The organism is Saliphagus infecundisoli (assembly GCF_020177375.1).
Classification (GTDB): domain Archaea; phylum Halobacteriota; class Halobacteria; order Halobacteriales; family Natrialbaceae; genus Saliphagus; species Saliphagus infecundisoli.
On record NZ_JAIWHV010000005.1, the window covers coordinates 13,777 to 38,123 of the forward strand.

Sequence of the window (24,347 nt, forward strand, 5' to 3'; positions counted from 1 at the left end):
AGGCGACGGTGATCAGCAAGCTGGCGACGAGGACGCCCCAGCCGAGGGGTGCGATCGGAACGCTCGCCGAGAGGATCACGGAGATCGGTTCGACCATGCCCGTCGGTCGAACCGCAGCCCCCTTAACAGTTCAGATGCTGACCGGGCGGCTTTTGGAGGCGCCATCCGAACCCGAGCCATGGACGCCGTCGGCGTCGTGGTCAACCCGATCGCGGGGATGGGCGGACGGGTCGGGCTGAAGGGGACCGACGACGCCCTCGAGGAGGCCAGAGAGCGGGGCGCCGAACCGCGCGCGCCCGACCGGGCCCGCGAGGCCCTGGAGGCGCTCGCCCGCCGAAAGCCCGGCCTGACCGTCTACGCCGCCGGCGGGGAGATGGGCGAGACGGAGGCCCGCGAGGCCGGCTTCGACCCCGAGGTCCTCACCGATCCCGGCGAGGAGACGACCGCCGAGGACACGCGAGAGGCGGTCCGGGCGTTCGTAGAGCGAGGGGTCGACCTGGTCTGCTTCGTCGGCGGCGACGGGACGGCCGTCGACGTCGCGGAGGTGCTGACCGACCACGGGGGAGAGACGCCGATGCTCGGCGTCCCCGCGGGCGTGAAGGTCTACTCGTCGGTGTTCGCCGTGAGCCCGGGGGAGGCGGGCCGGATCGCCGCCGAATTCGATCGAATCGAGCCCCGGGAGGTAAACGACATCGACGAGGCCGCTTACCGGGAGGGCAACGTCCGGTCGGAGCTCCGGGCGATCGTTCCGGTGCCCGTCGCCGAGGGGCTCCAGTCGAACAAACAGCTCGCGGGCGGGAGCGTCGAGGCCCTGGCCGCGGGGTTCGCCGCGGAGGTCGAGACCGACACGTGCTACGTCTTCGGGCCCGGGAGCACGGTCGGCGCCATCGAGGACGAACTCGGGTTCGCGGGCTCGCCGCTCGGCGTCGACGTCTGGCGCGACGGCGAGGTCCTCGCCAGCGATGCCTCCGAGGAGGGGATTCTGGAGGTGCTCGACGGATGCGAGCGGACCGTGATCGTCGTCTCGCCGATCGGGGGCCAGGGTTTCGTCTTCGGGCGAGGCAACCACCAGATCTCGCCGGCAGTCATCGAACGGGCCGAGCGGGTCGAGGTCGTCGCCTCCGACGAGAAACTCGACGGTCTGGAGGTACTGCGGGTCGATATCGACGATCGCGAGATTTCGGAGGGGTTGCGGGGCTGGCGGCGGGTCAGAACGGGCCGGTTTACGACCCGGCTGATCGAACTCGTCTAACCCATCCCCACACCTAGTACCTCGTCCGGATGTATAATTGGTATATAGTCAGGATTAAGGGGTACTGATGCCTACCTCGGGTATGGAAACGCGGAAAGTACAGCGGCTGGGACCCTCGACGCTGGCGATGACCCTGCCCGCGGAGTGGGCGAGCGCCCAGGACGTCGAGAAGGGCGACGAGGTCTCGATCCGGACCAGCGGGAAGGGGACGCTGACGGTGATGCCCGAGTCCGCGAGCACCGAGGAGACCGAGGCGATCATCCACGCCGACAACCTCGATGCCGACGCCGTCGAGCGTGCGATCGTCGCCCAGTACGTCCTCGGCCGGCGGATCATCCGGATCGAAAACGAGGACGGCGCGCTCGCCTCCGACCACATCAACGCCGTCTACCGGGCGGAAACCCAGCTGATGGGCCTGGGCGTGATCGAGGAGACCCCCGAGAACATCTCGATTCGCTGCTCGGTCGACCCCGAGGACTTCACGCTCGACAATCTCCTCGAACGGCTCGAGCGCACCGGCCGGACGATGCGCGGGGAGGCGATCAAGGCCCTAGCCCACGGCAACCCCGACCTCGCCCAGCGGGCGTTGAACCGCGAACGCCAGGCGAACAAGATCTTCGTGCTCCTCCTCCGACTGATCTTCACCGCCTACCAGAACCCGAACCTCGCGCGGGCGGTCGGCCTCGACAGCGGCTTCCCGCTGATCGGCTATCGTTCGATCGCGAAGAACCTCGAACTGACCGCGGACAACGCCGAGGACATCGCCGACATCGTCATGGAGGCCGAGGGCCATTCGTTGAACGTCGACAACCCGACGATGCGCGAGATCCGGGACCTGACCGACCAGGTCGACGAGATCACCGAGATCGCGGTCGACGCCGCCGTCTCCCGGGACTACGACCGGACGATCGAGGCCCGAAAACTGTTCCACGAGATCACCGAACACGAAGGCGAGATCCTCGCGGCGCTCCCCGAGATGGAAAACGAGGATCTGCTCCGGATCCGGGAGGTGCTCGTCAGCCTCCAGCAGACCGCCCAGTACGCCATGCGAAACGCCGAGATCGCGGCGAACCTCGCGCTGAACGAGGAGTCCGAGCACATGACGATCAACTAGCAACACAGAAGGGCCGGATCCGACTATTCCCACGCATGACCCTCTCGGAGGAAGCCACGTCCCGCCTCGCCGACGTCGTCGAGCTCCAGCCGACGAAAAACAGTGAGCTCCAGGAACGGTGGGGGATGGAAAGCGGCAGCGAGGTCCACCAGTACCTTGAGGGCGAACTCGGCGACTACTACTTCCGGGACGACAACAGCCTGATCCGGGCGACGAGCGAGGCCGCAGAGCTCGTCGACGTCGAACCGGGAATCGACAGCGACCCCGACTCGGAGGGGCCGCCCTCGCGCATCCGAGTTCCGGAGCTCCAGGCCCGGATCGTGGAGGTGCTCGCCGGCCCCGACGAGCGATCCGAGAGCGTCGTTTCCGTGCTCCACAAGCTCCGGGAGGCCTACGACGTCGACCCGACGAGCGAGGAGGTCCGCGAGGGGCTCCAGGCACTCCGGCGCAAGGACGTCGTGGAGATCGAGTACCGGACCGTTCCGACGTTCCGACTCGCGGTCGAACGCGACGAGTTCGAGGTCTCCGTCGCCGACTAGAGGTCCGGACGCTGCCGACGCCGCCGCTCCTCCAACAGTCGCCGACAGCCCTTCCCCGGACCGCCCTCGATCGGCCAGCCCCGGCCGCGCCAGGCGGGGGGCTCGGGTTCGAAGCCCGGACACGACCCCGAACACTCACTTGCGGTCTGTTCGCGCTCCTTTTCGGTGCAGTGTGGCCGGAACAGTTCCGACCCCGCTCCCGCAGGGCGCAACTCGAAGTGGCGGCAGTCGGGACGCATCGAGTCGACGTAGGATCGCCACCCCCGCTCGTAGGCGCGTTCGGCGATCTCGAGTCGCGTCTCTCCTTTCTCCTCGCCGGGAACGTACTCGAATCGGGCGGCGGAGGAATCGCCCCGGCCACCTGTCGGGCGTTCCTCGATTCGGGTCCCCGGCTCCGCGACCGACAGGGTTCGGGGATGCCAGGCGACCTCGGCCGACAGCTCCTCGGGATCGAGCGCGAGAATGCCGACCTGGACGGGGAGGTCCTCAAGCAGTGCGGGCTCGACGGACTCGCCCGTCTTCCGGGTCGCGACCCACACCTCGTCGGCGAGCGCCAGCGCGACGTCGTGTTCTAGCTGGTCGCCCAGGACGCGGGCCGCGCTCGCCTCGAGGTCGGGCTTGTTCTCGATGGCGATCACCCGACGGAGCCAGTCGGGGTAGGGCCACTTCCGGCGGATCTCGATGCGATTTCCCCGCTTTCGGGTCTCGAGGATCTCTCTATCCGCGGCCCGATGGATCGCCTCGCGGACGTACCGCCAGGGGTAGCCCGGATGGGGGAGCGCCTCGCGGTAGTACGCCCACTCCCCGGGGGCGTGGCGGACGACGTCGAGCAGGTCGCCGTCGAGCCGGTCGGGGCCGAACCGCGCGCGTTCGCGGAGCCCCTTGGGGTCGCACTCGAGGACGATCGTGTCCCACCGCCGCCGTTTGGTTCCGAGCTGGCGGGCGACCAGCACCGCCCCCCCTTTCAGGGGCTCCCACTCGCGTTCGGCCCACCGGCAGCTCCGGAGCTCGAAGCCGAACTCGCTGGCTCCGTCCATGCGGTCGGATGGGGTTCGGGAACCGAGAGGTCGTCGGTTCGTGGCGTCGCGATCCGGCTCTCCCCGGGTCGGCGTTACTCCTCTTCGGTCTCCTCGTCGTCGGCCTCGTACTCGTCCAGAAAGTCGTCGGCCTGTTCTAAGATCTCGCGGGGGCCGTCCTGGGTGACGGTGTTGACCGCCTGGTCGTAGTCGCGCCACTGGAGGTCCCTGTGTTCGGCCGAGAGTTCGGCGCTCGCCTCGAAGGACTCGGCGACGAAGAGGTGGACGGTCTTGTGGATCGTCTTCCCGTTGGCCTGGAAGACGTAGTCGTAGTCCTCCCGGAAGCCGTCGAGTAGCCTGAACTGTTCGATGCCTGCTTCCTCCTTGACCTCGCGGATAGCCGTCTGCTGGAGTTCCTCCTGGCCCTCGACGCCGCCCTTGGGGAACTCCCAGTCCCCCGGGCGGCTCTTGAGGAGGAGGTACTCGCGCCGGCCCCGCGTATCCCGGTAGAGGATCGCGCCTGCGCTCGTCGCTTCGACTGCCATTACACCAGTTACCGGGTGAACCGTTAAGAGAATATCGGACCGGTCGTCGGGCGAACACGTTCGTGGGCCGGCGTGGCGGACGTTCCCGGTCTCAGCAGGTTTTTACCCCTTGGCCGGAAGAGACAGACATGACCTTCGTCACCCGGCTCCGACTCCAGAGCGGCGACCGGGCCGCCCTCGATGGCGTCGTCTCCGAGATCAAAGCCGACGCCGAACGGAAGGGTGCCCAGCTGAAAGGCCCACACACCCACCCGCCCGACGACCTCCGGGTCCCCCAACGGCGCCGGCTCCACGCCGACGACCGCCGGAGCTTCCCGGACTGGTCGTACACCGTCTTCAGCCGGGAACTCGAGATCCACGGCCACGACACCTTCGCCCGCGAGATCGCAGGCAGGGAGTTCCCGAGTTCGGTCCACGTCGAGGCCGAGGTCGAGCGGATTCACGGGATGGGCTAGAGCGAAAGGATATTGTCATCGCGCCGGGACGTTATCGCATGGTCGAGATCGACGTCGCCTCCGTCCTCTCCTTGCTCACCGTGACGGTGCTGGCCGCGGGCCTCACGACCCTGGTCCCGCGGGTCGACGCGATGACCAGGAGCTACCGGAAGTTCCTCGCGCTGACGACGCTCGGGCTCTCCTATCTCGTGCTCTTCCCGCTGCTCCTCTCGATCGTCGTCGAGATCCCGGGCGAGGACCCGATCGGAACCGTGCTGGCGATCGCCGTCGGCTCGTTCGTCCTCTTCGGACTCTCCCTGCTGTACGACGTCTTCGACGACTGGATCCGGCTCTTCGGCGATCCCGACTACAACACCTGGGTCGAGGCCTCGCTCGCGCTCGCGGTCGTCGTCTTCCTGTTCGTGATCTTCCTGCTCGGGCCCTGATCGGGTCAGAGACCAACCTCGACATCCGCCAGAGCTTTGGCCTCGCCGCCGGAGTCGTCGGTATGGCCCACACGCAGGACGCCCTCGACGACTCTCTCGCCGACCTCCGCCGCGGCTTCCATCGGATCCCCGAACCCGCCTGGTGTGAGTTCCGGACGACCGCCCGACTCGTCTCCGAGCTCGAGGACCGCTTCGAGCCCGACGAGCTCCACGTCGGTCCCGACGCGCTGGCGGGCGAGCACCGACTGGCGGTCCCCGACGACGCCGACCTCGAATCGTGGTACGAACGGGCCCGCGCGGCGGGCGTCGACGAGGACCTCCTCTCCCGCCTCGAAGGAGGCTATACGGGTGCGGTCGCCGTCTTCCGCCAGGGCGACCACGAGAACGGGCCGACGGTCGGCCTCCGGGTCGACATCGACGGCCTCCCCCGAACCGAATCCGACGACGCCGACCACGTTCCCGTCGCCGAGAACTTCCGATCGGAACACGAGGGCGCGATGCACGCCTGCGGCCACGACGCCCACATGACGATGGGGATCGGGACGATCGAGCGGGTTCTCGAGAGCGAGTTCGAGGGCACCCTCAAGGTCTTCTTCCAGCCCGCAGAGGAGGTCATCGGCGGCGGGAAGGCGATGGCCGAAAGCGACCACATCGAGGACGTCGACTACCTGCTAGCGGTCCACATCGGCCTCGATCACCCCACCGGCGAGGTCGTCGCCGGGATCGGCGGCTTTCTGGCCGTCTCCCACCTCGAAGCACGGTTCACCGGCGAACCCTCCCACGCCGGGGGCCACCCCGAGGAAGGCCGCAACGCGATCCAGGCGATGGCGACCGCCGTCCAGAACTGCTACGGCATTCCCCGCCACTCGGAGGGGGCGACCCGGATCAACGTCGGCGTCGTCGACGCCGGCAGCGCCGCGAACATCGTCGCCGAGGAGGCCGAGATCGTCGCCGAAGCCCGGGGCGAGACGACCCACCTCATGGAGTACATGGAAGAGAAGGCCGAGAACGTCCTCGAGACCGCGGCCGCGATGCACGACTGCGAGGTCTCGCTCACCCTCGGCGCGAAAGCCCCCAGCGCCGAAAGCGACGACGAGATCGCGGCCCTGGTCGCCGACGCCGCGGGCGGCGTCGAGGGCGTCGATTCGGTGCTCGACCACGACGACCTCGGTGGCAGCGAGGACGCGACCTTCCTCATGCAGGCCGTCCAACAACGCGGCGGCAAAGCCTGTTACGTCGGCGTCGGCACCGACCACCCCGGCGGCCACCACACCGCGACCTTCGACGTCGACGAGGCCAGTCTTCGCCAGGGCGTCGAGACCCTCGCGGGCGCGATCGAACGGATCAGCCGAGAACGGCCATAACTCCCTTCTGCGTATTCGACCCGGCTGAGGGCCGCGAGCGCGTCCCGAGGAACCGGATGGACGCGCGAGCCGGGGAAGGGCAGGTGTGCTCAGCGATTCCACCGCGAGCGACCGCAGGAAGCGATTGGGCCGACGACCGGCCCATCGGGGAGGGAGGAGTGCTTTTGGTCGAGCTTTCGCCGAGGGCGCGCCTTGAGTGATTGGCGTAACCTTTGAACGTTCCAGATCTGTAAACTTCGTCTCGTCATCCCGTCGGTCCCGGTCTCCGTGAAGGGAGGGTCAAACGTTGCGCAGACCACTCTCGTCGCGCCCGCAGCGCAAAAGGTCGGTGGCTAGTACTTGGGATCGGCGCCGGTCGTCTCGTACACCGACTCCATGACGTGGTCGCGTTCGGCTTGCCAGGCAGGGAAGTTCCGGGGGTCGGAAGGGTAGCTCTCGTAGTGGGCCAGCACCTCGTCGGCCCGTCGTTTGGTCTTGTAGAGGTTCAGGATGGTCCCCCAGTGGCCGTAGCTTTTGAGGAGGGCCTCGAGCTTGAGTTTGAGTCCGATGTCGGTGCTGCCCGAATAGAGGGCCTCTGCGAGTTTGTCGCCGGGCATCGCCGCAAGCAGGCCCATCAGGTCGTCGACGTCGACCGCCGTCGAGAGCACGTTGTAGACGTCGAGGGCGGCGTAGCGGGCGCCGTAGTGGTCCATGACGCGCTCGTTGTACTCCCAGAGGGCGGCCTCGCTCACGTCGCCCGATTCGATCGCTTCGATGGTTTGTTCGCCGGCGTACTTGCCGGCGTAGGCGGCGCCGGCGATGCCGCCGCCGGTGGTGGGGTTGACGTGGCCGGCGGCGTCGCCGACGGCGACGAAGCCCGGATGCACCGCCGAATCGTACGGCCGGCGGGTGGGAAGCGCGGCGCCGAGTTTGTCGGAGACGCGCGCGCCTTCGAACTCCGGGCGCTCGCGGAGGTCGCGTTTGAGGTCGTCGACGAGTTTCATGGGTTCCTCGGTCATCTGAAAGCCCAGGCCGGCGTTGATCTCGGTCTCGGTGCGGGGGAAGTACCAGAGGTAGCCCGCCGCGCGCTCGGTAGGTTTGAAGACGAGTGCGTCCGACCACTCGACCGGTTCGTCGACGTGGACGATTTCGCGGTAGGCCGAACAGAACTGCGAGTAGGTGACGTTGGTGTCGAACGTCGAGGAAGCGAAGTCGACCTTGTCCTGAAGGATCGAGAGTGCGCCCGCCCCGTCTACCACGACGTCGGCGTCATACTCCTTCGGATCGCCCTTCCGCATCGCGCGCACCCCCGTCACCTGGCCGTTGGGCTGGACGACGTCCTGGACGACGGTGTCGTAGTGAAACTCCACGCCCGCGTCGCTCGCGCCCGCAATGACCTGCCGGCCGTACTCCCAGCGGTCAACGACCGCGAGCTCGCCGGGGACCGGGATCTCGAGGACGGTGTCCTCCTGGGGGATCTCGAAGCGACCATGGTCGACGTCGGTGTTCGTAAAGGCCGGTTCAAGGCGGGATTTGGGGATCACCTCGGGGAAGGCGTCGGCGCCCTTCAGGGCGTCGCCACAGGCGATGTGGCCCGCTTCGGACTCGGTCTTTCGCTCGAGGACGCAGACGTCGTAGCCGGCGTCGGCGACGGTCGCCGCAGCGTAACAGCCGGCAGTGCCGGCACCGACCACGACGACGTCGTACTCGGCGGCGCCGGAGGAGCGCGAGGGGGAGCTCATACGGTGGCATGGAGAGCGAAGCGAGAAAACTGTTTATGAGCGCCGATCGCCCGGTCTTTTATACCGGAAGCGTGTAGGCAGGCCATGGCCGAGTACACGGTCGAGTTCGTCGGGACGGGGGAACGGATCACCTGTTCGGACACCGAGACGATCCTGGGTCGGTGTATCGAGGAGGGGATCGCCCAGGAGTACTCCTGTCGCGTCGGGATGTGTCTGGCCTGTTCGGCCGAGATCCTCGAAGGAGAAGTGACCCAGCCGGCGGCCCGCGGGCTCACCGAGGCCGAAGCGGAGTCCTACGCGCTGACCTGCATGGCCCGCCCGCAGTCGGATCTCAGGCTCGACCGCGGGAAGTATCCCCCGAGCATCGAGGGCGACCTCGAGTCATCGCCAAGCGGGGCGACGGCCGACGACTGACCCCGACGTCGGACGCCCGTCAGACGATCGGCGGTCGGTCCCGCTTCCCATGCGATGAACTGTCGTGAACCCGGGCTAATTGGGCGAAATCCGGGCGAGGAGAGGGGAACGAACGCGCGAGGTTATGGGAGGACGGCCGAATGGGTGTCCCGTGACGAAAGAGTGTTCGAACTGTGGCTTTCTCGTGAGCAACCCCCAGCTTTCGGGGGTCTCCCAGCGGTGTCCCGACTGTGAGGAGTGGGTGATCTGGCAGCCGGTCGAGGAGACGGGGACCCGAGCGCCGGGAGCCGATTCCGAGGACGACCGGCTCTCGGCGCTCGCCGATCGGCTCCTTCCCCGGCGACGAGCGTGAAGTAACTCCGGGAGGCCGGTTCCGACGGCCGTCGTTTCGACCCGTTCTCCAAACGACTACGACCCCGTCAGTCGATGAAGTCGATGTCGTCGCCGACGGGCTGGGAGTCGGTCGCGGTCTGGCCGTAGATCTGGGGGGATTCGACGCCGGTGACGACGATCATCGTCCGCATCGAGCCCTCGAGGCTCTCGTCGATCGATGTCCCCCAGATGATGCGGGCCTCGGGGTCGATCCGGTCGTAGATCTCCTCGACAACGCCCTCGGCCTCGCCGATCGACATGTCCGAGCCGCCGGTGACGTTGACCAGCGCCGAGCTCGCCCCGCCGATATCGACGTCGAGCAGGGGCGAGCGAAGCGCGGTCTTGACGGAGTCCTCGGCTTTCGTCTCCGAATCCGACTCGCCGAGACCGATCATCGCGACGCCGCCCCGCTCCATGACGGTCCGGACGTCGGCGAAGTCCAGGTTGACGAGGCCGGGCTTCGTGATGAGTTCAGTGATCCCCTTGACCGAGCGCATCAGGACCTCGTCGCTGACCTTGAACGCCTGTTTGACGGGGAGCTTGCCCACCGAATCGAGCAGGCGGTCGTTGGGAACAACGATCACCGTATCTGAGACGTCACGGAGGCGTTCGAGGCCGGCCTCGGCGTTGGTTCGTCGGACCTCGCCCTCGGCGGTAAACGGCGTAGTGACGATCGAGATGGTGAGCGCGCCCTGGTCGCGGGCGGCCTTGGCGACGACCGGCGCCGAGCCGGTACCGGTGCCCCCACCCAGCCCGGCGGTGACGAACACCATGTCCGAGCCCTCGATGGCGTCGTGGATGTCCTGTTGGCTCTCGAGGGCGGCCTCCTCGCCGACCTGGGGGAGCGAGCCGGCGCCCCGCCCGCCGGTCTTCTGTTCGCCCATCAGGATCTTCGTGTTGGCCTCGACCTCGACCAGGTGCTGGACGTCGGTGTTGGCGGCGACGAGCTTCGCGCCGTGGATCCCCTCCTCTTTCATCCGGTTTACGGTGTTGCCCCCGGCGCCCCCACAGCCGACGACCGTGATGTCGGTCTGGAGCTCCTCGAGGACGTCCTCGAGCTCGTCGTCGGTCATCGTCCCGGACTGGCCGACCGGGCTCCCCTGTCCGACCTCGCTTTCGCCGTTGCCGTCTTCGGCCTCGTCGATGGCGTTCTCGACAATCGAGTCCATTCTTGGACCCCTGTTTAGGACGGAGCGTAATTACCTTTCCCCTGTCGATCTAACACTTCGCGTACCTGTTAGAATCGGATTACCTTCCGGCCCGAAACCGATGACCCGGCGGTAACCCCGTCTTACTCGCTGTAATGACAGTACGGATGCGAGTCCGACGGCCCGGACCGGCGTTCGGGGCGGACGATCCGGTCAGCCCCAGCCATCGGGCAACGGGAAGCGATCGACGCGCTCGCCGGAAACCTCGTCGGGACCGATCTCCTCGCCCGCTATCTCCACCGCCTCGCCCCCCGACAGTCGCCCGAACGCCGGCCCCTCGGGGACCCCCAACTCGCGAGCGCGTTCGGGATCGAACGCGGTTTCGTGTGCGCGGACCTCGTCGACGCCGACGCTCACCTCGTCGTAGCGCTCCCGGAGAACCTCCAGGAGTTCCTCGAGGACGGCCTTGGCGCGCTCGCCTGTGTCCGCCTCCGGCAGTGCGACGCGCGATCCGATCCGGTTGCCCCCCTCCCTCGTCTCGAAAGCGACGGCCTCCCCCTCGAGGAGCTCCCGGGTTCGGTCGGCGTCGATCCCCTCGGCGGCCCGGAGAAGTTCGGTCGGAAGGGGACGGACCGCGAACTCCCCGCGGGCCTCCCCGAACCGGATCCCCTCGTCGATCGGGCCGAGCGCGTCCTCGACCCGATCGACCAGCGCCAGGGGCCGGTCGCCGACGGTCCGGAGCCACCGCTCGCTCACGACGCGGTAGCCGAGATCCTCGACGGTGGTCTCGAGGGCGGGCCGGTCGCCCTCGACGACGGCGTGGGCGGCGCTGCTTTCCTCGAAGGCGCGCCCGATGGTCGCGCGGTTCGACTCGGGCAGGCCCATCGCCTCCATGGCCCACTCCGAGCCGACGTGGCCAACGGCCCACGGCGTCTCGCGGATGATCCGCTCGAACCGGGGGGCGTAGTGGCCGCCGCCGAAGCCGACGACCTGTCGTTCGCGGTGGGGCGAAACCCCCCGTAGGTCGAGGATCGCGCGGGCGACAGCCGCCGCCCCCGCCGGGTCCGTCCACTGCTCGTCGTCGCTGCCGAGTTCGACGAACAGCGAGGGACAGCCGACGTCGGTCGGCCCGTGATGGGTACACTCCGTGCCGACATCGTACTCCTCGGGGGCGTGCTCGTCGAACGCGGCGAGCAACGCGGGGAGGGCGTTGGGTGCCGCCTCGGCGAACCGACCGTCCTCGCCGCCGAACTCCGCCGGGCCGAAGTTGCCCGTGAAGTGCCCCGAAAGCAGCGGGCCGGTCTCCCCCGAGTGCCGCGAGGCGAAGACGAGCAGGTCCGGGTCGCACTCGAAGGCCGCGGCGGGCTCCTCGAGTTCGATGTGGAGCCCGTCGAACGTCCGGAGTTCGGCGCCGTCGGTCCGGTGGTAGGTGCCGCCGCCGTCGCCGTCGGGCCGCGAGGCGTCCTCGTGGACGTCCCAGTCGGCGCCCTCGCGGAGCGCATCGGCGATGCGTTCGGAGGCCACGTCCGCGCGGCTCTCGACGATCGCGAGCACGTCAGTCGGCCCCCGGGGCGCGCCCACCGTGGATTGCCTGGCGGGCGGTCACGCCTGCAAGCGAGAGCAGTTCGGCGACGGAGTCGCGCCGACGGACGAACAGCGCGAGCCCGAGAACGACGTAGATCAGCGTGAACGCCATCAGCGATCGGTGGCTCAGCATCTCGGGGTTGGCGACGGGGAGCACCCGCAACACGAGGAACTCGATGGCGACCTGGGAGACGAACAGCCCGAGCAGGGCGACGGCCTCGCGGCCGGAGAGCTCGAAGTCGACCAGCAGGGATAGCGCGAAGAAGGACTGGGCCGCGGTCAGCCAGATCTCGAGGGACTGTTTAAACTCGAACTCGAGGACGCCGTACCGGCCGAGCGCGATCGAGTAGACGACCGCGAGCGTGCCGATGAGCAGCGTCCACTGGTTGAGCTTCGAGGAAATGAGGGCGTTGAAGCCGGCGGTCGAGCGCGACTTCATCACGAGGACGGCCACCACGATGAGTTCGGGAGACTCGCTGGCGAGGGGGGCGATCCACTGGATCATGAAGAACTTGGGGATCCCGTAGGCGACGCCCAGGCCCTCGAGACCGTGGGCGAATTCCTCGACGGCCAGCAACAACATGGCGCCGGAGTAGACGAAGAGGCCGATCACGGTCGCGATACGCCGGGGGCGGGCGTAGGCCTGGAAGTACGCCGGGACGCCGACGTGTTCGGCGGGTGCCTCGACGCCGGCCCGGAGGACGATCAGGATGTAGGCGACGTAGAGGCCGACGAGGACGACCGTGTCGAGGACGTCGATCCCGCCCAGAAGCGGGATGAAGAAGGCCCAGAGGGTGGCGACCCCGAGGAAGGCGATCTCGATCGAGATCCCCCGGTCGAGGACGACCGCGTCGGCCAGGCGGCCGTCGTAGTGGCGCACGGAGACGTCGGTCACTCGAAGCGCCCGCCAGATCGTAAAGAGCGCGATCGCCGACCAGCCCAGGCCGATCAGGATGCGGTTCGCGCCGGTCATGTTCGCGATCGCAAGGTTGCCGGCCTCGATGCCGCGTTCGGTGCCGGCCTGGGCGCCGGCGGTCCAGGCGTAGAGGGCGTCGACGGCGTACTCGGGGGCGACGGCGAGCACCGCGAGGACGGCGATCGCGAACGAGCGGGGGACGTCCTTCTCGGCGGTCTCGGCCGCCCAGGCCAGCAGGAACGACGAGCCGAGGATCGCGAGCCCGCTCAGGAGAACCGTCGTCCCGGTCGGAAAGTTGGTACCGGAGGCGAGGACCCCGATCCAGGGCAGGGTCAACGCAGTCGCGCCGGCCGCCGCGGCCAGCGGGTGGCGAAGGGAGATCACTGGCCGCCCATTCAGGGGTGGGTAAGGAGTGTCTTACCATTTCCAGCGCGGCGGCCCCGCGGTCGGGGGCCGCCCGGACGGCGGGCGGCAGGCGGCAGCCGGGGGCGACGTCACCGGCCCGCGACCGGGCCCAAACGAGGGGCGAGCGGACGAGTTATTACCGCCCCGCCGACAGTCGGTGACATGCAGGTGTACGGACTCCTCGGCAACCCGGTCTCTCACTCGCTGTCGCCGCCGATGCACGAGGCGGCCTACGAGACCCTGGACATCGACGCCCGCTACGTCACGTTCGAACCCGACCCCGAAGCCCTCGAGGCCGCGATCGGAGGCGCCGACGCGCTCGGACTCGCCGGCCTCAACGTCACCGTCCCGTTCAAGGAGGCGGCTTGCGAGTCGTCACTGGTCGCGGTCGACGACGTCGCCGCCCGGATCGGCGCGGTGAACACGATCAACTTTGCGGGCCGGCCGACGGGCCACAACACCGACGCTTCCGGCGCCCTGCGCGCGCTCGACGAGCACGACTTCGCCGTCTCCGGCGCCCGCGCGGTCGTCGTCGGCGCCGGTGGCGCGGGCCGGGCGATCGCCTTCGGCCTCGCCGACGGCGGCGCCGACGTCGCGGTCGCCAACCGAACCGCCTCGCGCGCCCACGACCTCGCCGACGACGTTCCCGGCGCCGGCGGCTACGGGCTCGAGGCGGTCCCCACCCTCCTCGAGGGCGCCGATCTGCTGGTCAACGCCACGAGCGTCGGGATGGAAGAGGACGCCTCGCCGGTGGCGGCCGAGGCGCTCCACGGCGACCTCGCGGTGATGGACGCCGTCTACCGGCCCCTCGAAACCCGGCTGCTCCGGGAGGCCGCGGCCTCGGGCGCGACGACGATAGACGGCGCCTGGATGTTGCTCTACCAGGGCGTCGAGGCCCTCGAGCTCTGGACCGGACGGGAGGCCCCCGTCGAGGCGATGAACGCGGCGCTTCGCGGGCGGCTCCGAGCGGATTCGACCAACCCACTTTAAGTGTAGGCCCCGTTTACTCCCGATTAATGGTACTCCTCCAAAAGATAAAGGCGCTGCTCGGCCTCGGGGACTCGGAGGGAACGGACGGCGAGGACCGCGAGGTCGGCGTCACGGTCGAACGCAGCGGCTCGACGGACGACGCGGCCACGACGGGAACGACGGGACCGGCCACGGCCGACGAGCCCGATGGATCCGATGAACTCGCCGAGGGCGTGCCGGACGAGACGGTCCTCGGCGAGGAGTCGGTCGAGATCGAGGAGACGGGGTCCGAACCCGACCCGGACGACCCGCTCGCGGACGAGGAGGCCGATGATCCGCTCGAGGACGCCGACGACTCCGCCGGCGAACCCGAGGACGCCGCCGCGGCCGGCGCGGATGCCGCGGGCTCGACAGGGTCGATCACCGAGCCCGCCGACTCCCCCGAGGAGGCGACCGAGCCGGCCGAGGCGACCGGTCCCTCCGAGGAGGACGCGGTCCCGGAACCCGAGGCCGACGCCGGCGACGACCAGCCCGTCGAGACGATCAAGGGGATCGGGCCGGCCTACGCTGAGCGGCTGGCCGACGCCGGCGTCGAGACCGTCGGCGACCTCGCGGCGGCCGATTCCGAGGAACTCGCCGCCGAGACCGGGATCGCCCCCACGCGGGTCCAGGGCTGGATCGACCGCGTGAACTCCCGGTAACCCGGGCGAACCGTTCGGCTCGGCGGTCGGCGGAGATCGGCCGCCGGAACCGCAACACGATTACGAGCGGGCCGTCTTCTTCCGTCCGATGACCGACCCCCGGGTTCGGACCACCCTCGAGATGGTCCGCGAGGCCGCCCCCGCCCCGGGCCAGCGGACCCCGATCGAGCTTCGGGTTTCCATCGACGATCCATTCCTCGCCTACCGGCGGGCCCGCACCGGCGGATCGGGGGTCTTCCTCGAGACTACCGGCGGCCAGCCCGGCTGGGGCTACTTCGGGGTCGATCCGGTCGACCGACTCACCGTCGGTCCCGACGCGGTCCGGCGAGACGGCGAGGGGTCGCCGACGCTTTCCGCCCTCGAGGGAGTGCTCGACGGCGAGGAACTCGTCCGCGGGGAGTGTCGGGTGCCCTACCCCTGTGGCGCCGTCGGCTGGCTCTCCTACGACGTCGCCCGCGAACTCGAGAGGCTCCCCGGATCGGCGGTCGACGACCGGGGACTTCCCCGGCTCGAGGTGGGGGTCTTCGACCGGCTTGCGGCCTGGGAGGGTTCGGCCGGGGACGGGGAGATCGCTCTCCGGGTCGTCGCCTGTCCCCGACGCCGCGAGGGCGAGCCCCTGGACGCGCTCTACGACCGGGGCCGCGAGCGCGCGGCGGAGCTTGCGACCGCGGCCACCGAGGGCGATCCCGGGATCGAGGGCCCGCCGGTCGAGCTCGACCGGGCGCGCTTCGAGAGCGACTGCGGGCGGGCGGCGTTCGCCGAGCGGGTCCGGCGGGTCAAGGAGTACGTCCGCGAGGGCGAGACCTTCCAGGCCAACGTCTCCCAGCGCCTCGTCGCGCCCGCCGCCGTCCATCCGGTCGCGGCCTACGACGCGCTTCGAACCGTCAATCCGGCGCCGTACTCGGCGCTTCTGGAACTCCGGTCGGCGGACCTCGTGAGCGCGAGCCCCGAACTCCTCCTGGCACGCGACGGGGACTTCCTGCGGACGGAGCCGATCGCGGGGACCCGCCCGCGGGGCGAGAGCGACGAGGAGGACGCCGCCATGGAGGCCGACCTGCTGACCGACGAGAAGGAGCGGGCCGAACACGCGATGCTCGTCGACCTCGAGCGAAACGACCTCGGAAAGGTCGCGGCCTACGGTAGCGTCGAGGTGAGCGAGTACCGCCGGGTCGATCGCTACTCGGAAGTGATGCATCTCGTATCGGACGTGACCGCCCGTCTGCGGCCGGAGGCCACCCTCGCCGACGCCATCGCCGCGGTCTTCCCCGGCGGGACGATCACCGGCGCGCCAAAGCCCCGGACGATGGGGATCATCGACGAACTCGAAACCACTCGGCGGGGACCCTACACCGGCAGCGTCGGGCTCTTCGGCTTCGACGGCCGGGCGACGCTCAACATCGTCATCCGGACGCTGGTCCGCCACGGGGAGGAGTACCACCTCCGGGTCGGCGCGGGGATCGTCCACGACTCGGTTCCCGACCGGGAGTACGACGAGACGCTCGCGAAGGCCCGCGCGCTGATCGCGGCCGTCGACGAGGCCCTGGGCGACCGGGCGGCGATGGCGGTCGAGGGCGACGGAGCCGGCGGCGACCCCGACGGGGGTGGCGACCGTGGATGAGGAGCCGCCGGCCGCCGGCCGCGTCCTCGTGGTCGACAACTACGACTCGTTCGCGTACAATCTCGTCCAGTACGTCGGCGAGATGGCGCGGGAGGTGGTCGTCCGGCGCAACGACGCGCTCTCGGTCGGAGACGTCCGCGAACTCGACCCCGACGCCGTGATCGTCTCTCCCGGCCCCGGGACCCCTGCGGAGGCGGGGATCTCGATCCCGCTGTTCGCCGGGACGGAGCTCCCGATCCTCGGGGTCTGTCTGGGCCACCAGGCGCTGTGTGCCGCCCACGGCGCCCCGGTCGTCCACGCCCCGGAGGTCGTCCACGGCAAGCCCTCGACGATCACCCACGACGAACGGGGGCTCTTCGCGGGACTCCCCGAGCGATTCTCGGTCGGGCGCTACCACTCGCTTTGCGTCGAGCGCGACGACCTCCCCGACTCCCTCGAGGAGACCGCGCGAACGACCGACGACCGCGGGATCGTGATGGCGGTCCGCCACCGGAAGAAGCCCCACGTCGGCGTCCAGTTTCACCCCGAGAGCATCCTCACCCGGGACCCGAGCGAACCCCGCGAGGAAGGGATCTCGCTCGCGGTCGGAAAGCGGTTGATCCGGAACTTCTGTTCGTCGGCGGCCGAGAACGGTCGGTTCGATCCCTGAACCCGGTCACCGGACGGCGATCGCCGGGCCGGAGCCCCGCTTTCGCGGCGGGTACGGTGGTAGACTCGTCTCGGACCCTTCGAGCCGCCAGGGCCGAGACGCGCGAGCCGGACTCGGGCTCACTCGAGCAGCGACCGCGTCGAGTTCGTGACGACCAGCAGGCTGCTCGCACCCATCGCGAGGGCGGCGAAAAGCGGGTTGAGCAGTCCGGTCACCGCGAGCGGGATGGCGATCGCGTTGTAACAGAAGGCCCAGCCGATGTTGGCTTTGACCCGGCGATCGGTCGCCCGCGCGAGTTCGAAGACGGTCTCGACCGAGCCCAGGTCGTCGTCGACGAGCGCGACGTCGGCGGCGTCGGCGGCCATCGCGGTGCCGCCGCCGAGGGCGATCCCGAGGTCGGCGGCGGCGAGGGCGGGCGCGTCGTTGGTGCCGTCGCCGACCATCACCGTCCGGCCCGCGCGCTTGAGCCGGTCGACGGTCTCGGCTTTCCCCTCGGGCGGGACGCCGGCGAACACCCGGTCGACCGACGGCTCCTCCCGGAACCGTTCGGCGGCGCGGTCGTCGTCGCCGGTGAGGACGACGATCTCGGTGTCGGTCGCGGCGATCGCTTCGAGGGTCTCCTCCCACCCCTCCCGGAGGTCGTCGCCGACGACGATCACGCCTTCGGCGATCCCGTCTCGGCCGACGGCGACCGGAACGCGTCCCGTCTCGCGGCCCGCCTCGATCCGTGCGGCGATCGACTCGGGTATCGTCCACTCGCGCCTGCGGAACAGGTCGGGATGGCCGACGACGACCTCCTCGCCGTCGACGACCCCGGAGACGCCGTTTCGATGGCTCTCGAACGAGTCGATGCCGTCGGCGCGTTTGTCGCCATCGGTCGCGGCTTCCCCCGCCTCGGTCGCCCCGGATGCGGGCTCGACCGTTCCGCCGTCGGCGAGCCGGCGTTCGGCGGCAATCGCCCGACCGACCGGGTGCGAGGACCGGGCTTCGAGCCTGGCAGCGCGCTCGAGGAGCTCGTCGTCGAGATCGGATTCGACGACGGTCATCTCGCCGGTGGTCAGCGTGCCCGTCTTGTCGAAGACGACGGTGTCGGCCTCGCGAACCCGCTCGAAGACGGTATCGTCGAAGACGACGATCGAACGCTCTAAGGCGTCTCGGATCCCGGCTGCGACCGCAAGCGGCGTCGCCAGCCCGAGCGCGCACGGACAGGAGACGATCAAGACGGTGAGCCCGACGAGCAGGCCGGCGGTGAGCCCGGCGCCGGTCGCGAGGTAGACGGCGGTGACGACGACCGAGAGAACGAGCACCACGGGAACGAAGACCGTCGCGAGCTTGTCGGCGAGCTTCTGGATCCCGTGGCTCGAGCTCTGGAGGTCCCAGACGAGCTCCGTGACCCGATCGAGGCTGCTCGTCGCGTCCTCGCCGACGCGGATCGTGACGGCGCCGTCGGTGACCAGCGAGCCGCCGACGACGGCGTCGCCGACGCTCTTACCAACGGGGAGGGACTCGCCGGTGATGACCGCCTCGTCGATCGCGACGTCGCCCTCGACGACCTCGCCGTCGACGGGGACGCGCTCGCCGGCCCGGACCAGCACGCGCTCTCCGGGCTCGAGGTCGGAGACGGCGACCTCGGCGTGGCTCCCGTCCTCGCGGATACGGCGGGCGTCGTCGATCCGGACGGCCGTGAGATCGGAGAGGCGTTCGGTCGCCTCCGCTTTGATCGTCGACTCGTAGTAGTTGCCGGCCGAGACGATGACAATGATCGCGACGGTGACGTCGTAGTAGACGTGGGCGCCGCCGACGACGACAGAGAGCGTGCTGTAGAGGTAGGCGCTGACGGCCGCGATCGCCACCAGGAGGTCCATGTTCGGCGATCGGGTCCTCGCGGCGACGTAGGCACCCTGGAGGATCGGCTTGCCGGTGACCCCGAGGATAATCGTCGTCACCGCGGCGATGGTGAGATAGAACGGCGTCGCGAGATCGCTCGAAAGCGTCTGCGTGAAGAACTCGGTCGTCCGCTCGTCGTAGAGCAGCCCGCCGAAGTAGGTGGGGTAGATGATGAGGGCGTACTGCAACATGACGGTCATTCCCATGAGCACGCCGACGATGACCCGCCCGATCGACCAGTTGTCGGCCTTCCGGCGGCTGATCGCGTCGTCGCGCGAGTAGGCGCTGTAGCCGAGCCCGCTGATCGCCTCCTGGAGATCGGCTTCCGAGACGGCGTCGGGGTCGTGGTCGATCCGAACCGTGCCGGTCACGTAGCTCGAGTCGGCGGTGCTCACTCCCTCGGTCGATCGGGCGACCGACTCGATGAACGCCTCGCAGGTCGCACAGTGCATCCCGTCGACCTCGAGATACGTCGTCTCGTGGTCGTCGGGAACCACCCGTTCGCCGCCTGCGCGCTCGCGGCGGACGTCCTCGGGGGTGACGTCCTCGACGTCTCCGAGGGCGTCGTGGACGTTTCGACAGCCCACACAGCAAAAGCGGTTCCCCTGGTCGTCGGTGACGTCGCTGCCCGCGACGGGGAGGTCACACAGCGTACAGCCGGCAGCGGGTTGGTTCTCGGTCATTTCGGTGGTGTTTCAGTGGTTGGCGTGGCCTCCGCCGGCCATACCGATGTCGACCCCGTCGTAGAAGGGGAGGCTCGGGTGTGGGACGTGGATTCCGATGCTCATCAGCCCGTGTGCGAGGAGGACGTAGCCGAGGACGACGAACACGACCCCGAGCAACCGATGGACCCGCCGGCGGTGGACGGCGTCGACCGACTCGATGACCGTCCCGTAGGCGAACACGGTCGGGATGGTCCCGATTCCGAGGGCCGCGAGCGCGAGCGCGCCGCCGGTCGGCGAGCCGGTCGTGAACGCGTAGAGGTAGGCGGGGTAGAGCACGGGACAGGGAAGCAGCCCGTGGACCGCGCCGAGGGCGACGATCCCCGGGCCGTTCGCGAGCCGATCGACGTGGGAGAGCAGCCAAGCGCTCACCCGCTCGAGGCCGGGGATCGAGAGCCCGCCGGTGGTCCGCCCGGCCAGGTAGTAGAGTCCGGTCGCGATGACGAAGCCGCCGACGAGGAGCCCGACGCTGCCACGAAGCGGTTCGACCGCCGCGGTCACTGTGTCGGTGGTGACGAACAGGAGGCCGCCGAGCGCACCGAAGAGGGCCCCGATGACGGTATAACTCGCGGCCCGTCCGAGGTTGAACAGCGCGTGCTGGCGCACCTCGTACGTCGTGAGATGGGCTCCCCGGCTCCCGTGACTCTCGCGGCCCCGATCCATCCGCTCTGCGTAGATCGTCACGAGCGGGCCACACATCCCGAGGCAGTGGGCGCCGGCGAGCAGGCCGATGAACAGGAACAGCGCCACATCGACCCCGAGGAGGGGAAGTACGTCCATGATACGGTCCGTGTCTCGGCTATCGGCCCGACGAGGTAATGGGTTTCGCCTCCTCGCGCCCCTTCGAGGGGCCGACCGGACGGCCGGTGGCGATCCGATCGCACGGTCCGGTCGGGGCCCGGACGAAGACGATCGAGCGTGTGAGCCCGACCGGAGCCCCTTGAGGGCGGTTTGCGACGGGCACGGCCCCCGGTACCGGACCGTTCGCGACTGTGTCCGCTCCGGAACACTCGTCCATTCGATATGCGGCCATCGGTGGAGTTTCAACGGCGTCATCGGATCGTGACCGGAGATCCATCCGGTCGTTCGGAAGAAAACCGACGGGACGTTTCCTAGCTACCCTTCGTGATGGACTATCGTCCACCGTACTCTCCCCGCGAGAGGGATACCAAAAGCCAAAGGGGTAGGAGAAGTAGGGTGGGGTAGACAGATATGACGGATATTTCTGCAATCGTCCTCGCGGCGGGCGAGGGAAACAGGCTCAGACCGCTCACGGCGAACCGGCCGAAGCCGATGCTCCCCGCGGCGACGACGCCGATCATCGAACACGTCTTCGACGAACTCCTCGAGGCGGGCGTCACCCAGTTGACCGTCGTCGTCGGCTACGGCCGCGAGCGGGTCCAGTCCCATTTCGGGCCGACCTACCGGAACGTGCCGATCAACTACGTCGTCCAGGAGAAACAACTCGGTAGCGGCCACGCCCTGCTGGCCGCCGAGGAGACGGTCTCGGGGACCTGCCTCGTCGTCAACGGCGACCAGCTCGTCGACCGGCGGATCATCGCCGACGTCATCGAGACCCACGACGCCGGGGCCGACGCGACGCTCGGGCTCATCCGCCAGGCCGACGTCTCCCACTACGGCGGCGTCATTCTGGAGGACGGCGAGATCACTGAGATCGTCGAGAACCCCCGTGACGAGCGCAACTACCGGCTCAACGCGGGCGTCTACGCCCTCGAGCCGTCGGCGTTCGAGGCCGCGCGGGCGGTCGATCCCGATGACGGCGAGCGGTCGCTCGTCGACGCGATCGCCGAACTGATCGACTCCGAGGCGGTCGTCCGCGGCGTCGTCAGCGAGGGGCTGTGGGTCGACGCGACCTACCCCTGGGACCTGCTCCGGGTCGCCGACAGCCTCTTTGCGGCAGGAACGGTCCCCGAACGGGAGGTCGCCGACTCCGCACAGATCCACGAGTCGGCGACGCTGCTCGAGCCGATCGTGATCGCCGACGACGCGGTCGTCGGCCCGGGTGCGGTCGTCGGGCCGAGCGCCTGTCTCGGCGAGAACGTCACCGTCGGCGCGAGCGCGGTCTGTGAACACAGCGTCGTCGACGCCGACACCCGCATCGGGGTCAACGCGACGCTCGTCGACTGCGTCACCGGTCGCGGGGTCCGCGTCGGCGCCGGCTCGATCGTCGGCGGCGGTCCCGGCGACGTCCACGTTGGCGACCGGATCCATCAGGACGAACCCCTGGGCGCCCTGCTCGCCGACCACGCGACCGACGACGGTGGCGTCACCTACGCGCCGGGGACGATCGTCGGCTCGGACGCACGGATCCACGCCGGCTCGACGGTCCGGGGAACGATCGGGGACGACACGGAGGTGCAGGGCTGATGTGTGGGATCATCGGCTACGTCGGCGACGGCCACGACACCGCCGACGTCCTCCTCGACGGCCTCTCCGGGCTCGAGTACCGGGGCTACGACTCGGCGGGCATCGCACTGGCCAACGCGACCCTCGACGTCTTCAAACGCGAGGGCGAGGTCTCGGCTCTCGAGTCGGCCCTGGAGGGTGCCGACGTCCACGGCGGAGCCGTCGGCATTGGCCACACCCGGTGGTCGACTCACGGGCCGCCATCCGACGCCAACGCCCACCCTCACACCGACGAGCGAAACCGGGTCGCCGTCGTCCACAACGGCATCATCGAGAACTACCAGGAGATCCGCGACGAGCTGACGGCCGCGGGCGTCACCTTCGTCAGCGAGACCGACACCGAGGTCGTCCCCCACCTGATCGGCCAGGCCCTGGACGCCGGCTACGACCCCGAGGAGGCGTTCCGGCGGGCGGTCGACCGGATCGAGGGCAGCTACGCGATCGCCGCCGTCTTCGTCGGCTCGGAGACGATCTACGCCGCCCGGGAGTCCTCGCCGCTCGTGCTCGGCGTCGGCGACGAGGGACACTACCTCGCGAGCGACGTCCCCGCGTTCGTCGAGTACACCGATCGCGTGATCTACCTCGACGACGGCGAGTTCGCCCGGATCGAGGAGGGCGGGATCGTCGTCACCGACCGCGAGGGTCTCGTTGTCGAGACCTCCATCGAGACGATCGAGTGGGACCCCGAGGAAACCGGGAAAAGCGGCTACGACCACTACATGCAAAAGGAGATCTACGAACAGCCGACCTCCCTCCGGCAGTGTCTGCGGGGACGGGTTGACGAACTCGAGGGCGAGATCGTCCTCGAGGAGCTCGCCGACCTCGCGGTCGAGGGCCCGGTCCAGTTCGTCGCCTGTGGCACCTCCTACCACGCCGCCCTCTACGGCTCCGCCTTACTCCAGGAGCGAGGAATCCCCGCCCAGGCGTTTCTCGCGAGCGAGTACGCGAGCGAGCGGATCCCCGTCGGCGAGGACCACCTCGTCGTCGGCGTCACCCAGAGCGGGGAGACCGCCGACACGATGCGGGCGTTGCGGGAGGCAAGCGCCGCCGGCGCCGAGACCCTCGCGGTCACCAACGTCGTCGCGAGCTCCGCCGCCCGCGAGTGCGATCACGCCCTCTACATCCGTGCGGGCCCCGAGATCGGCGTCGCGGCGACGAAGACGTTCGCGAGCCAGCAGGTCGCCCTGACCGCGCTGGCCTGTGTGATCGGCGGCGGGGACTCCCGAGAGGTCGTCCGGGGGCTCCGGTCGGTCCCCGATAAGGTCCAGACCGTCCTCGACGAGTCGACCGCCCGCGAGGTCGCCGCCGAGTTCGTCGACGCCGACGCCTACTTCTTCATCGGTAGACACTACCAGTACCCCGTCGCCCTCGAAGGAGCCCTGAAGATGAAGGAAATTACGTACAAACACGCCGAGGGCTTCGCCGCGGGCGAGCTCAAACACGGCCCGCTCGCGCTCGTGACCGAGCGGACGCCCGTCTTCGCGCTCGTCACCGGCGACGGCGAGATCGCCCGCAAGACCATCGGGAACGTCAAGGAAGTCGAAGCACGGGGCGCCCCCGTCGTCGCCGTCACCGACGGCCAGTCCGACGTCGAGCAGTACGCCGACCACGTCCTCCGTGTGCCCACGAGCACGCCCGTCGCGGCCGCGACGGTCGCGAACGTCCAGCTCCAGCTCGTCGCCTACTGGGTCGCGAACATGCTCGGGCGGTCGATCGACAAGCCCCGGAACCTGGCGAAGAGCGTCACCGTCGAGTAGTCGCGATACCGGACTCCCGAGATCCGCCCGGAACGTATCACTCCCCGTCGAGAACCGTACACTCATATATCCTGAAGCCCTGGCAACAGGTATGGACAGGCTACTCCGACTCGCCGGGCTGGGACTGATCGCCGTGGTCGCGCTGTTCGTCCTCCTGGAGGTCGTGAGCGCGATTCTCGGTCTCGTCTGGTGGATCGCCAACGTCGTGGTCTCGCTCGCCGTCCTCGCCCTCCTGGCATATCTGGCGTATCTCGCCTACGACCGGTTCTACCGCGACGGAAACCGAGGAAATGGCCCCTCGAGGGGCCGGAGCCACGAGGACGACCGGGAACGGCTCCTCGAGTAGG

General features: G+C 69.2%; 23 protein-coding genes. 15 read left to right on the forward strand and 8 right to left on the reverse strand.

The window, feature by feature from the left end:
• Positions 1-178 precede the first annotated feature (178 nt).
• From LCF40_RS09175 to LCF40_RS09185, 3 genes are all read left to right on the forward strand, one after another.
• Positions 179-1,252, forward strand: coding sequence for an ATP-NAD kinase family protein (locus LCF40_RS09175; protein ID WP_224828230.1), 1,074 nt, complete (start codon positions 179-181; stop codon positions 1,250-1,252).
• 82 nt (positions 1,253-1,334) lie between these two features.
• Positions 1,335-2,366, forward strand: coding sequence for a phosphate signaling complex PhoU family protein (locus tag LCF40_RS09180; protein ID WP_114576028.1), 1,032 nt, complete (start codon positions 1,335-1,337; stop codon positions 2,364-2,366).
• A 35-nt stretch (positions 2,367-2,401) separates the two neighbouring features.
• Entirely contained in the window at positions 2,402-2,905 is a 504-nt protein-coding gene (locus LCF40_RS09185) for a DUF5797 family protein (protein WP_114576027.1), read from the forward strand.
• Here LCF40_RS09185 and LCF40_RS09190 read toward each other — a convergent pair.
• Both LCF40_RS09190 and LCF40_RS09195 read right to left on the reverse strand, forming a co-directional pair.
• On the reverse strand, positions 2,902-3,942 hold the full coding sequence (locus LCF40_RS09190; protein ID WP_224828231.1) for a DUF5787 family protein: 1,041 nt from the start codon (positions 3,940-3,942) through the stop codon (positions 2,902-2,904). The two genes, LCF40_RS09185 and LCF40_RS09190, sit on opposite strands and share 4 nt — an antisense overlap.
• A 74-nt stretch (positions 3,943-4,016) precedes the next feature.
• The gene (locus tag LCF40_RS09195) at positions 4,017-4,466 is read right to left on the reverse strand and encodes a bis(5'-nucleosyl)-tetraphosphatase (RefSeq protein ID WP_224828232.1); all 450 of its coding nucleotides are present in this window, start codon (positions 4,464-4,466) and stop codon (positions 4,017-4,019) included.
• A gap of 128 nt (positions 4,467-4,594) precedes the next feature.
• Here LCF40_RS09195 and LCF40_RS09200 point away from each other — a divergent pair, with 128 nt between their 5' ends.
• The 3 genes from LCF40_RS09200 (at position 4,595) to LCF40_RS09210 (ending at position 6,710) form a co-directional block, all read left to right on the forward strand.
• The gene (locus tag LCF40_RS09200) at positions 4,595-4,921 is read left to right on the forward strand and encodes an uS10/mL48 family ribosomal protein (protein WP_224828233.1); all 327 of its coding nucleotides are present in this window, start codon (positions 4,595-4,597) and stop codon (positions 4,919-4,921) included.
• Between the two features lie 38 nt (positions 4,922-4,959).
• Complete coding sequence (locus tag LCF40_RS09205) at positions 4,960-5,346, forward strand: hypothetical protein (RefSeq protein WP_114576023.1); 387 nt, start codon at positions 4,960-4,962, stop codon at positions 5,344-5,346.
• Positions 5,347-5,408: 62 nt separating this feature from the next.
• A complete protein-coding gene (locus LCF40_RS09210; protein ID WP_224828234.1) occupies positions 5,409-6,710 on the forward strand; it encodes an amidohydrolase in 1,302 nt (433 codons plus the stop codon).
• Between the two features lie 332 nt (positions 6,711-7,042).
• Here the strand turns inward: LCF40_RS09210 and LCF40_RS09215 are convergent, their stop codons facing one another.
• On the reverse strand, positions 7,043-8,431 hold the full coding sequence (locus LCF40_RS09215; protein WP_224828235.1) for a geranylgeranyl reductase family protein: 1,389 nt from the start codon (positions 8,429-8,431) through the stop codon (positions 7,043-7,045).
• A gap of 84 nt (positions 8,432-8,515) precedes the next feature.
• Between LCF40_RS09215 and LCF40_RS09220 the strand changes: the two genes are divergently transcribed.
• The gene (locus tag LCF40_RS09220; protein ID WP_114576019.1) at positions 8,516-8,845 is read left to right on the forward strand and encodes a 2Fe-2S iron-sulfur cluster-binding protein; all 330 of its coding nucleotides are present in this window, start codon (positions 8,516-8,518) and stop codon (positions 8,843-8,845) included.
• 151 nt (positions 8,846-8,996) lie between these two features.
• Positions 8,997-9,197, forward strand: coding sequence for a DNA repair protein RadA (locus tag LCF40_RS09225; protein WP_224828236.1), 201 nt, complete (start codon positions 8,997-8,999; stop codon positions 9,195-9,197).
• A 67-nt stretch (positions 9,198-9,264) separates the two neighbouring features.
• Here LCF40_RS09225 and ftsZ read toward each other — a convergent pair whose 3' ends face one another.
• The 3 genes from ftsZ to LCF40_RS09240 form a co-directional block, all read right to left on the reverse strand.
• Entirely contained in the window at positions 9,265-10,386 is a 1,122-nt protein-coding gene (gene ftsZ / locus LCF40_RS09230) for a cell division protein FtsZ (protein WP_114576017.1), read from the reverse strand.
• Between the two features lie 192 nt (positions 10,387-10,578).
• Positions 10,579-11,946, reverse strand: a complete 1,368-nt coding sequence (locus tag LCF40_RS09235) for a D-aminoacyl-tRNA deacylase (RefSeq protein ID WP_224828237.1) — start codon at positions 11,944-11,946, stop codon at positions 10,579-10,581.
• Positions 11,921-13,249 (reverse strand): sodium:calcium antiporter, encoded by a 1,329-nt coding sequence (locus LCF40_RS09240; protein WP_224828238.1) that lies wholly within the window; start codon positions 13,247-13,249, stop codon positions 11,921-11,923. The genes LCF40_RS09235 and LCF40_RS09240 overlap by 26 nt, the downstream gene beginning before the upstream one ends.
• Positions 13,250-13,432: 183 nt before the next feature.
• Between LCF40_RS09240 and LCF40_RS09245 the strand changes: the two genes are divergently transcribed.
• The 4 genes from LCF40_RS09245 to LCF40_RS09260 all read left to right on the forward strand — a co-directional run bounded on the left by LCF40_RS09245 (position 13,433) and on the right by LCF40_RS09260 (position 17,207).
• Positions 13,433-14,260, forward strand: coding sequence for a shikimate dehydrogenase (locus LCF40_RS09245; protein WP_224828239.1), 828 nt, complete (start codon positions 13,433-13,435; stop codon positions 14,258-14,260).
• A gap of 26 nt (positions 14,261-14,286) precedes the next feature.
• Positions 14,287-14,940, forward strand: coding sequence for a helix-hairpin-helix domain-containing protein (locus tag LCF40_RS09250; RefSeq protein WP_224828240.1), 654 nt, complete (start codon positions 14,287-14,289; stop codon positions 14,938-14,940).
• 88 nt (positions 14,941-15,028) lie between these two features.
• The gene (gene pabB / locus LCF40_RS09255; RefSeq protein WP_224828241.1) at positions 15,029-16,558 is read left to right on the forward strand and encodes an aminodeoxychorismate synthase, component I; all 1,530 of its coding nucleotides are present in this window, start codon (positions 15,029-15,031) and stop codon (positions 16,556-16,558) included.
• Positions 16,551-17,207 carry an anthranilate synthase component II gene (locus LCF40_RS09260; protein ID WP_224828242.1) on the forward strand — a complete coding sequence of 219 codons (657 nt, stop codon included), beginning with the start codon at positions 16,551-16,553 and terminating at the stop codon, positions 17,205-17,207. Before pabB ends, LCF40_RS09260 begins: the two co-directional genes overlap by 8 nt.
• A 119-nt stretch (positions 17,208-17,326) precedes the next feature.
• On the opposite strand, the gene LCF40_RS09265 is transcribed toward LCF40_RS09260, so the two are convergent.
• Entirely contained in the window at positions 17,327-19,777 is a 2,451-nt protein-coding gene (locus tag LCF40_RS09265; protein WP_224828243.1) for a heavy metal translocating P-type ATPase, read from the reverse strand.
• A 12-nt stretch (positions 19,778-19,789) separates the two neighbouring features.
• On the reverse strand, positions 19,790-20,596 hold the full coding sequence (locus LCF40_RS09270; RefSeq protein WP_224828244.1) for a sulfite exporter TauE/SafE family protein: 807 nt from the start codon (positions 20,594-20,596) through the stop codon (positions 19,790-19,792).
• Between the two features lie 432 nt (positions 20,597-21,028).
• Here LCF40_RS09270 and LCF40_RS09275 point away from each other — a divergent pair, with 432 nt between their 5' ends.
• The 3 genes from LCF40_RS09275 (at position 21,029) to LCF40_RS09285 (ending at position 24,346) form a co-directional block, all read left to right on the forward strand.
• Positions 21,029-22,204, forward strand: a complete 1,176-nt coding sequence (locus LCF40_RS09275; protein WP_224828245.1) for a sugar phosphate nucleotidyltransferase — start codon at positions 21,029-21,031, stop codon at positions 22,202-22,204.
• A complete protein-coding gene (gene glmS / locus LCF40_RS09280; RefSeq protein ID WP_224828246.1) occupies positions 22,204-24,000 on the forward strand; it encodes a glutamine--fructose-6-phosphate transaminase (isomerizing) in 1,797 nt (598 codons plus the stop codon). The genes LCF40_RS09275 and glmS overlap by 1 nt, the downstream gene beginning before the upstream one ends.
• A gap of 91 nt (positions 24,001-24,091) precedes the next feature.
• Positions 24,092-24,346: a hypothetical protein gene (locus LCF40_RS09285; protein ID WP_224828247.1), complete on the forward strand. Its 255-nt coding sequence runs from the start codon at positions 24,092-24,094 to the stop codon at positions 24,344-24,346.
• The last annotated feature ends 1 nt before the right edge of the window (position 24,347 follow it).

Excerpts from the sequence above, each read along its gene's own strand:
- LCF40_RS09200 (WP_224828233.1), top strand. The coding sequence starts at position 4,595 with ATGACCTTCGTCACCCGGCTCCGACTCCAGAGCGGCGACCGGGCCGCC.
- LCF40_RS09185 (WP_114576027.1), top strand. The coding sequence starts at position 2,402 with ATGACCCTCTCGGAGGAAGCCACGTCCCGCCTCGCCGACGTCGTCGAG.
- LCF40_RS09265 (WP_224828243.1), bottom strand. The coding sequence starts at position 19,777 with ATGACCGAGAACCAACCCGCTGCCGGCTGTACGCTGTGTGACCTCCCC.
- LCF40_RS09270 (WP_224828244.1), bottom strand. The coding sequence starts at position 20,596 with ATGGACGTACTTCCCCTCCTCGGGGTCGATGTGGCGCTGTTCCTGTTC.
- glmS (WP_224828246.1), top strand. The coding sequence starts at position 22,204 with ATGTGTGGGATCATCGGCTACGTCGGCGACGGCCACGACACCGCCGAC.
- LCF40_RS09275 (WP_224828245.1), top strand. The coding sequence starts at position 21,029 with ATGACGGATATTTCTGCAATCGTCCTCGCGGCGGGCGAGGGAAACAGG.
- pabB (WP_224828241.1), top strand. The coding sequence starts at position 15,029 with ATGACCGACCCCCGGGTTCGGACCACCCTCGAGATGGTCCGCGAGGCC.
- LCF40_RS09215 (WP_224828235.1), bottom strand. The coding sequence starts at position 8,431 with ATGAGCTCCCCCTCGCGCTCCTCCGGCGCCGCCGAGTACGACGTCGTC.
- LCF40_RS09205 (WP_114576023.1), top strand. The coding sequence starts at position 4,960 with ATGGTCGAGATCGACGTCGCCTCCGTCCTCTCCTTGCTCACCGTGACG.
- LCF40_RS09210 (WP_224828234.1), top strand. The coding sequence starts at position 5,409 with ATGGCCCACACGCAGGACGCCCTCGACGACTCTCTCGCCGACCTCCGC.
- LCF40_RS09180 (WP_114576028.1), top strand. The coding sequence starts at position 1,335 with ATGGAAACGCGGAAAGTACAGCGGCTGGGACCCTCGACGCTGGCGATG.
- LCF40_RS09245 (WP_224828239.1), top strand. The coding sequence starts at position 13,433 with ATGCAGGTGTACGGACTCCTCGGCAACCCGGTCTCTCACTCGCTGTCG.
- ftsZ (WP_114576017.1), bottom strand. The coding sequence starts at position 10,386 with ATGGACTCGATTGTCGAGAACGCCATCGACGAGGCCGAAGACGGCAAC.
- LCF40_RS09285 (WP_224828247.1), top strand. The coding sequence starts at position 24,092 with ATGGACAGGCTACTCCGACTCGCCGGGCTGGGACTGATCGCCGTGGTC.
- LCF40_RS09175 (WP_224828230.1), top strand. The coding sequence starts at position 179 with ATGGACGCCGTCGGCGTCGTGGTCAACCCGATCGCGGGGATGGGCGGA.
- LCF40_RS09220 (WP_114576019.1), top strand. The coding sequence starts at position 8,516 with ATGGCCGAGTACACGGTCGAGTTCGTCGGGACGGGGGAACGGATCACC.
- LCF40_RS09190 (WP_224828231.1), bottom strand. The coding sequence starts at position 3,942 with ATGGACGGAGCCAGCGAGTTCGGCTTCGAGCTCCGGAGCTGCCGGTGG.
- LCF40_RS09250 (WP_224828240.1), top strand. The coding sequence starts at position 14,287 with ATGGTACTCCTCCAAAAGATAAAGGCGCTGCTCGGCCTCGGGGACTCG.
- LCF40_RS09195 (WP_224828232.1), bottom strand. The coding sequence starts at position 4,466 with ATGGCAGTCGAAGCGACGAGCGCAGGCGCGATCCTCTACCGGGATACG.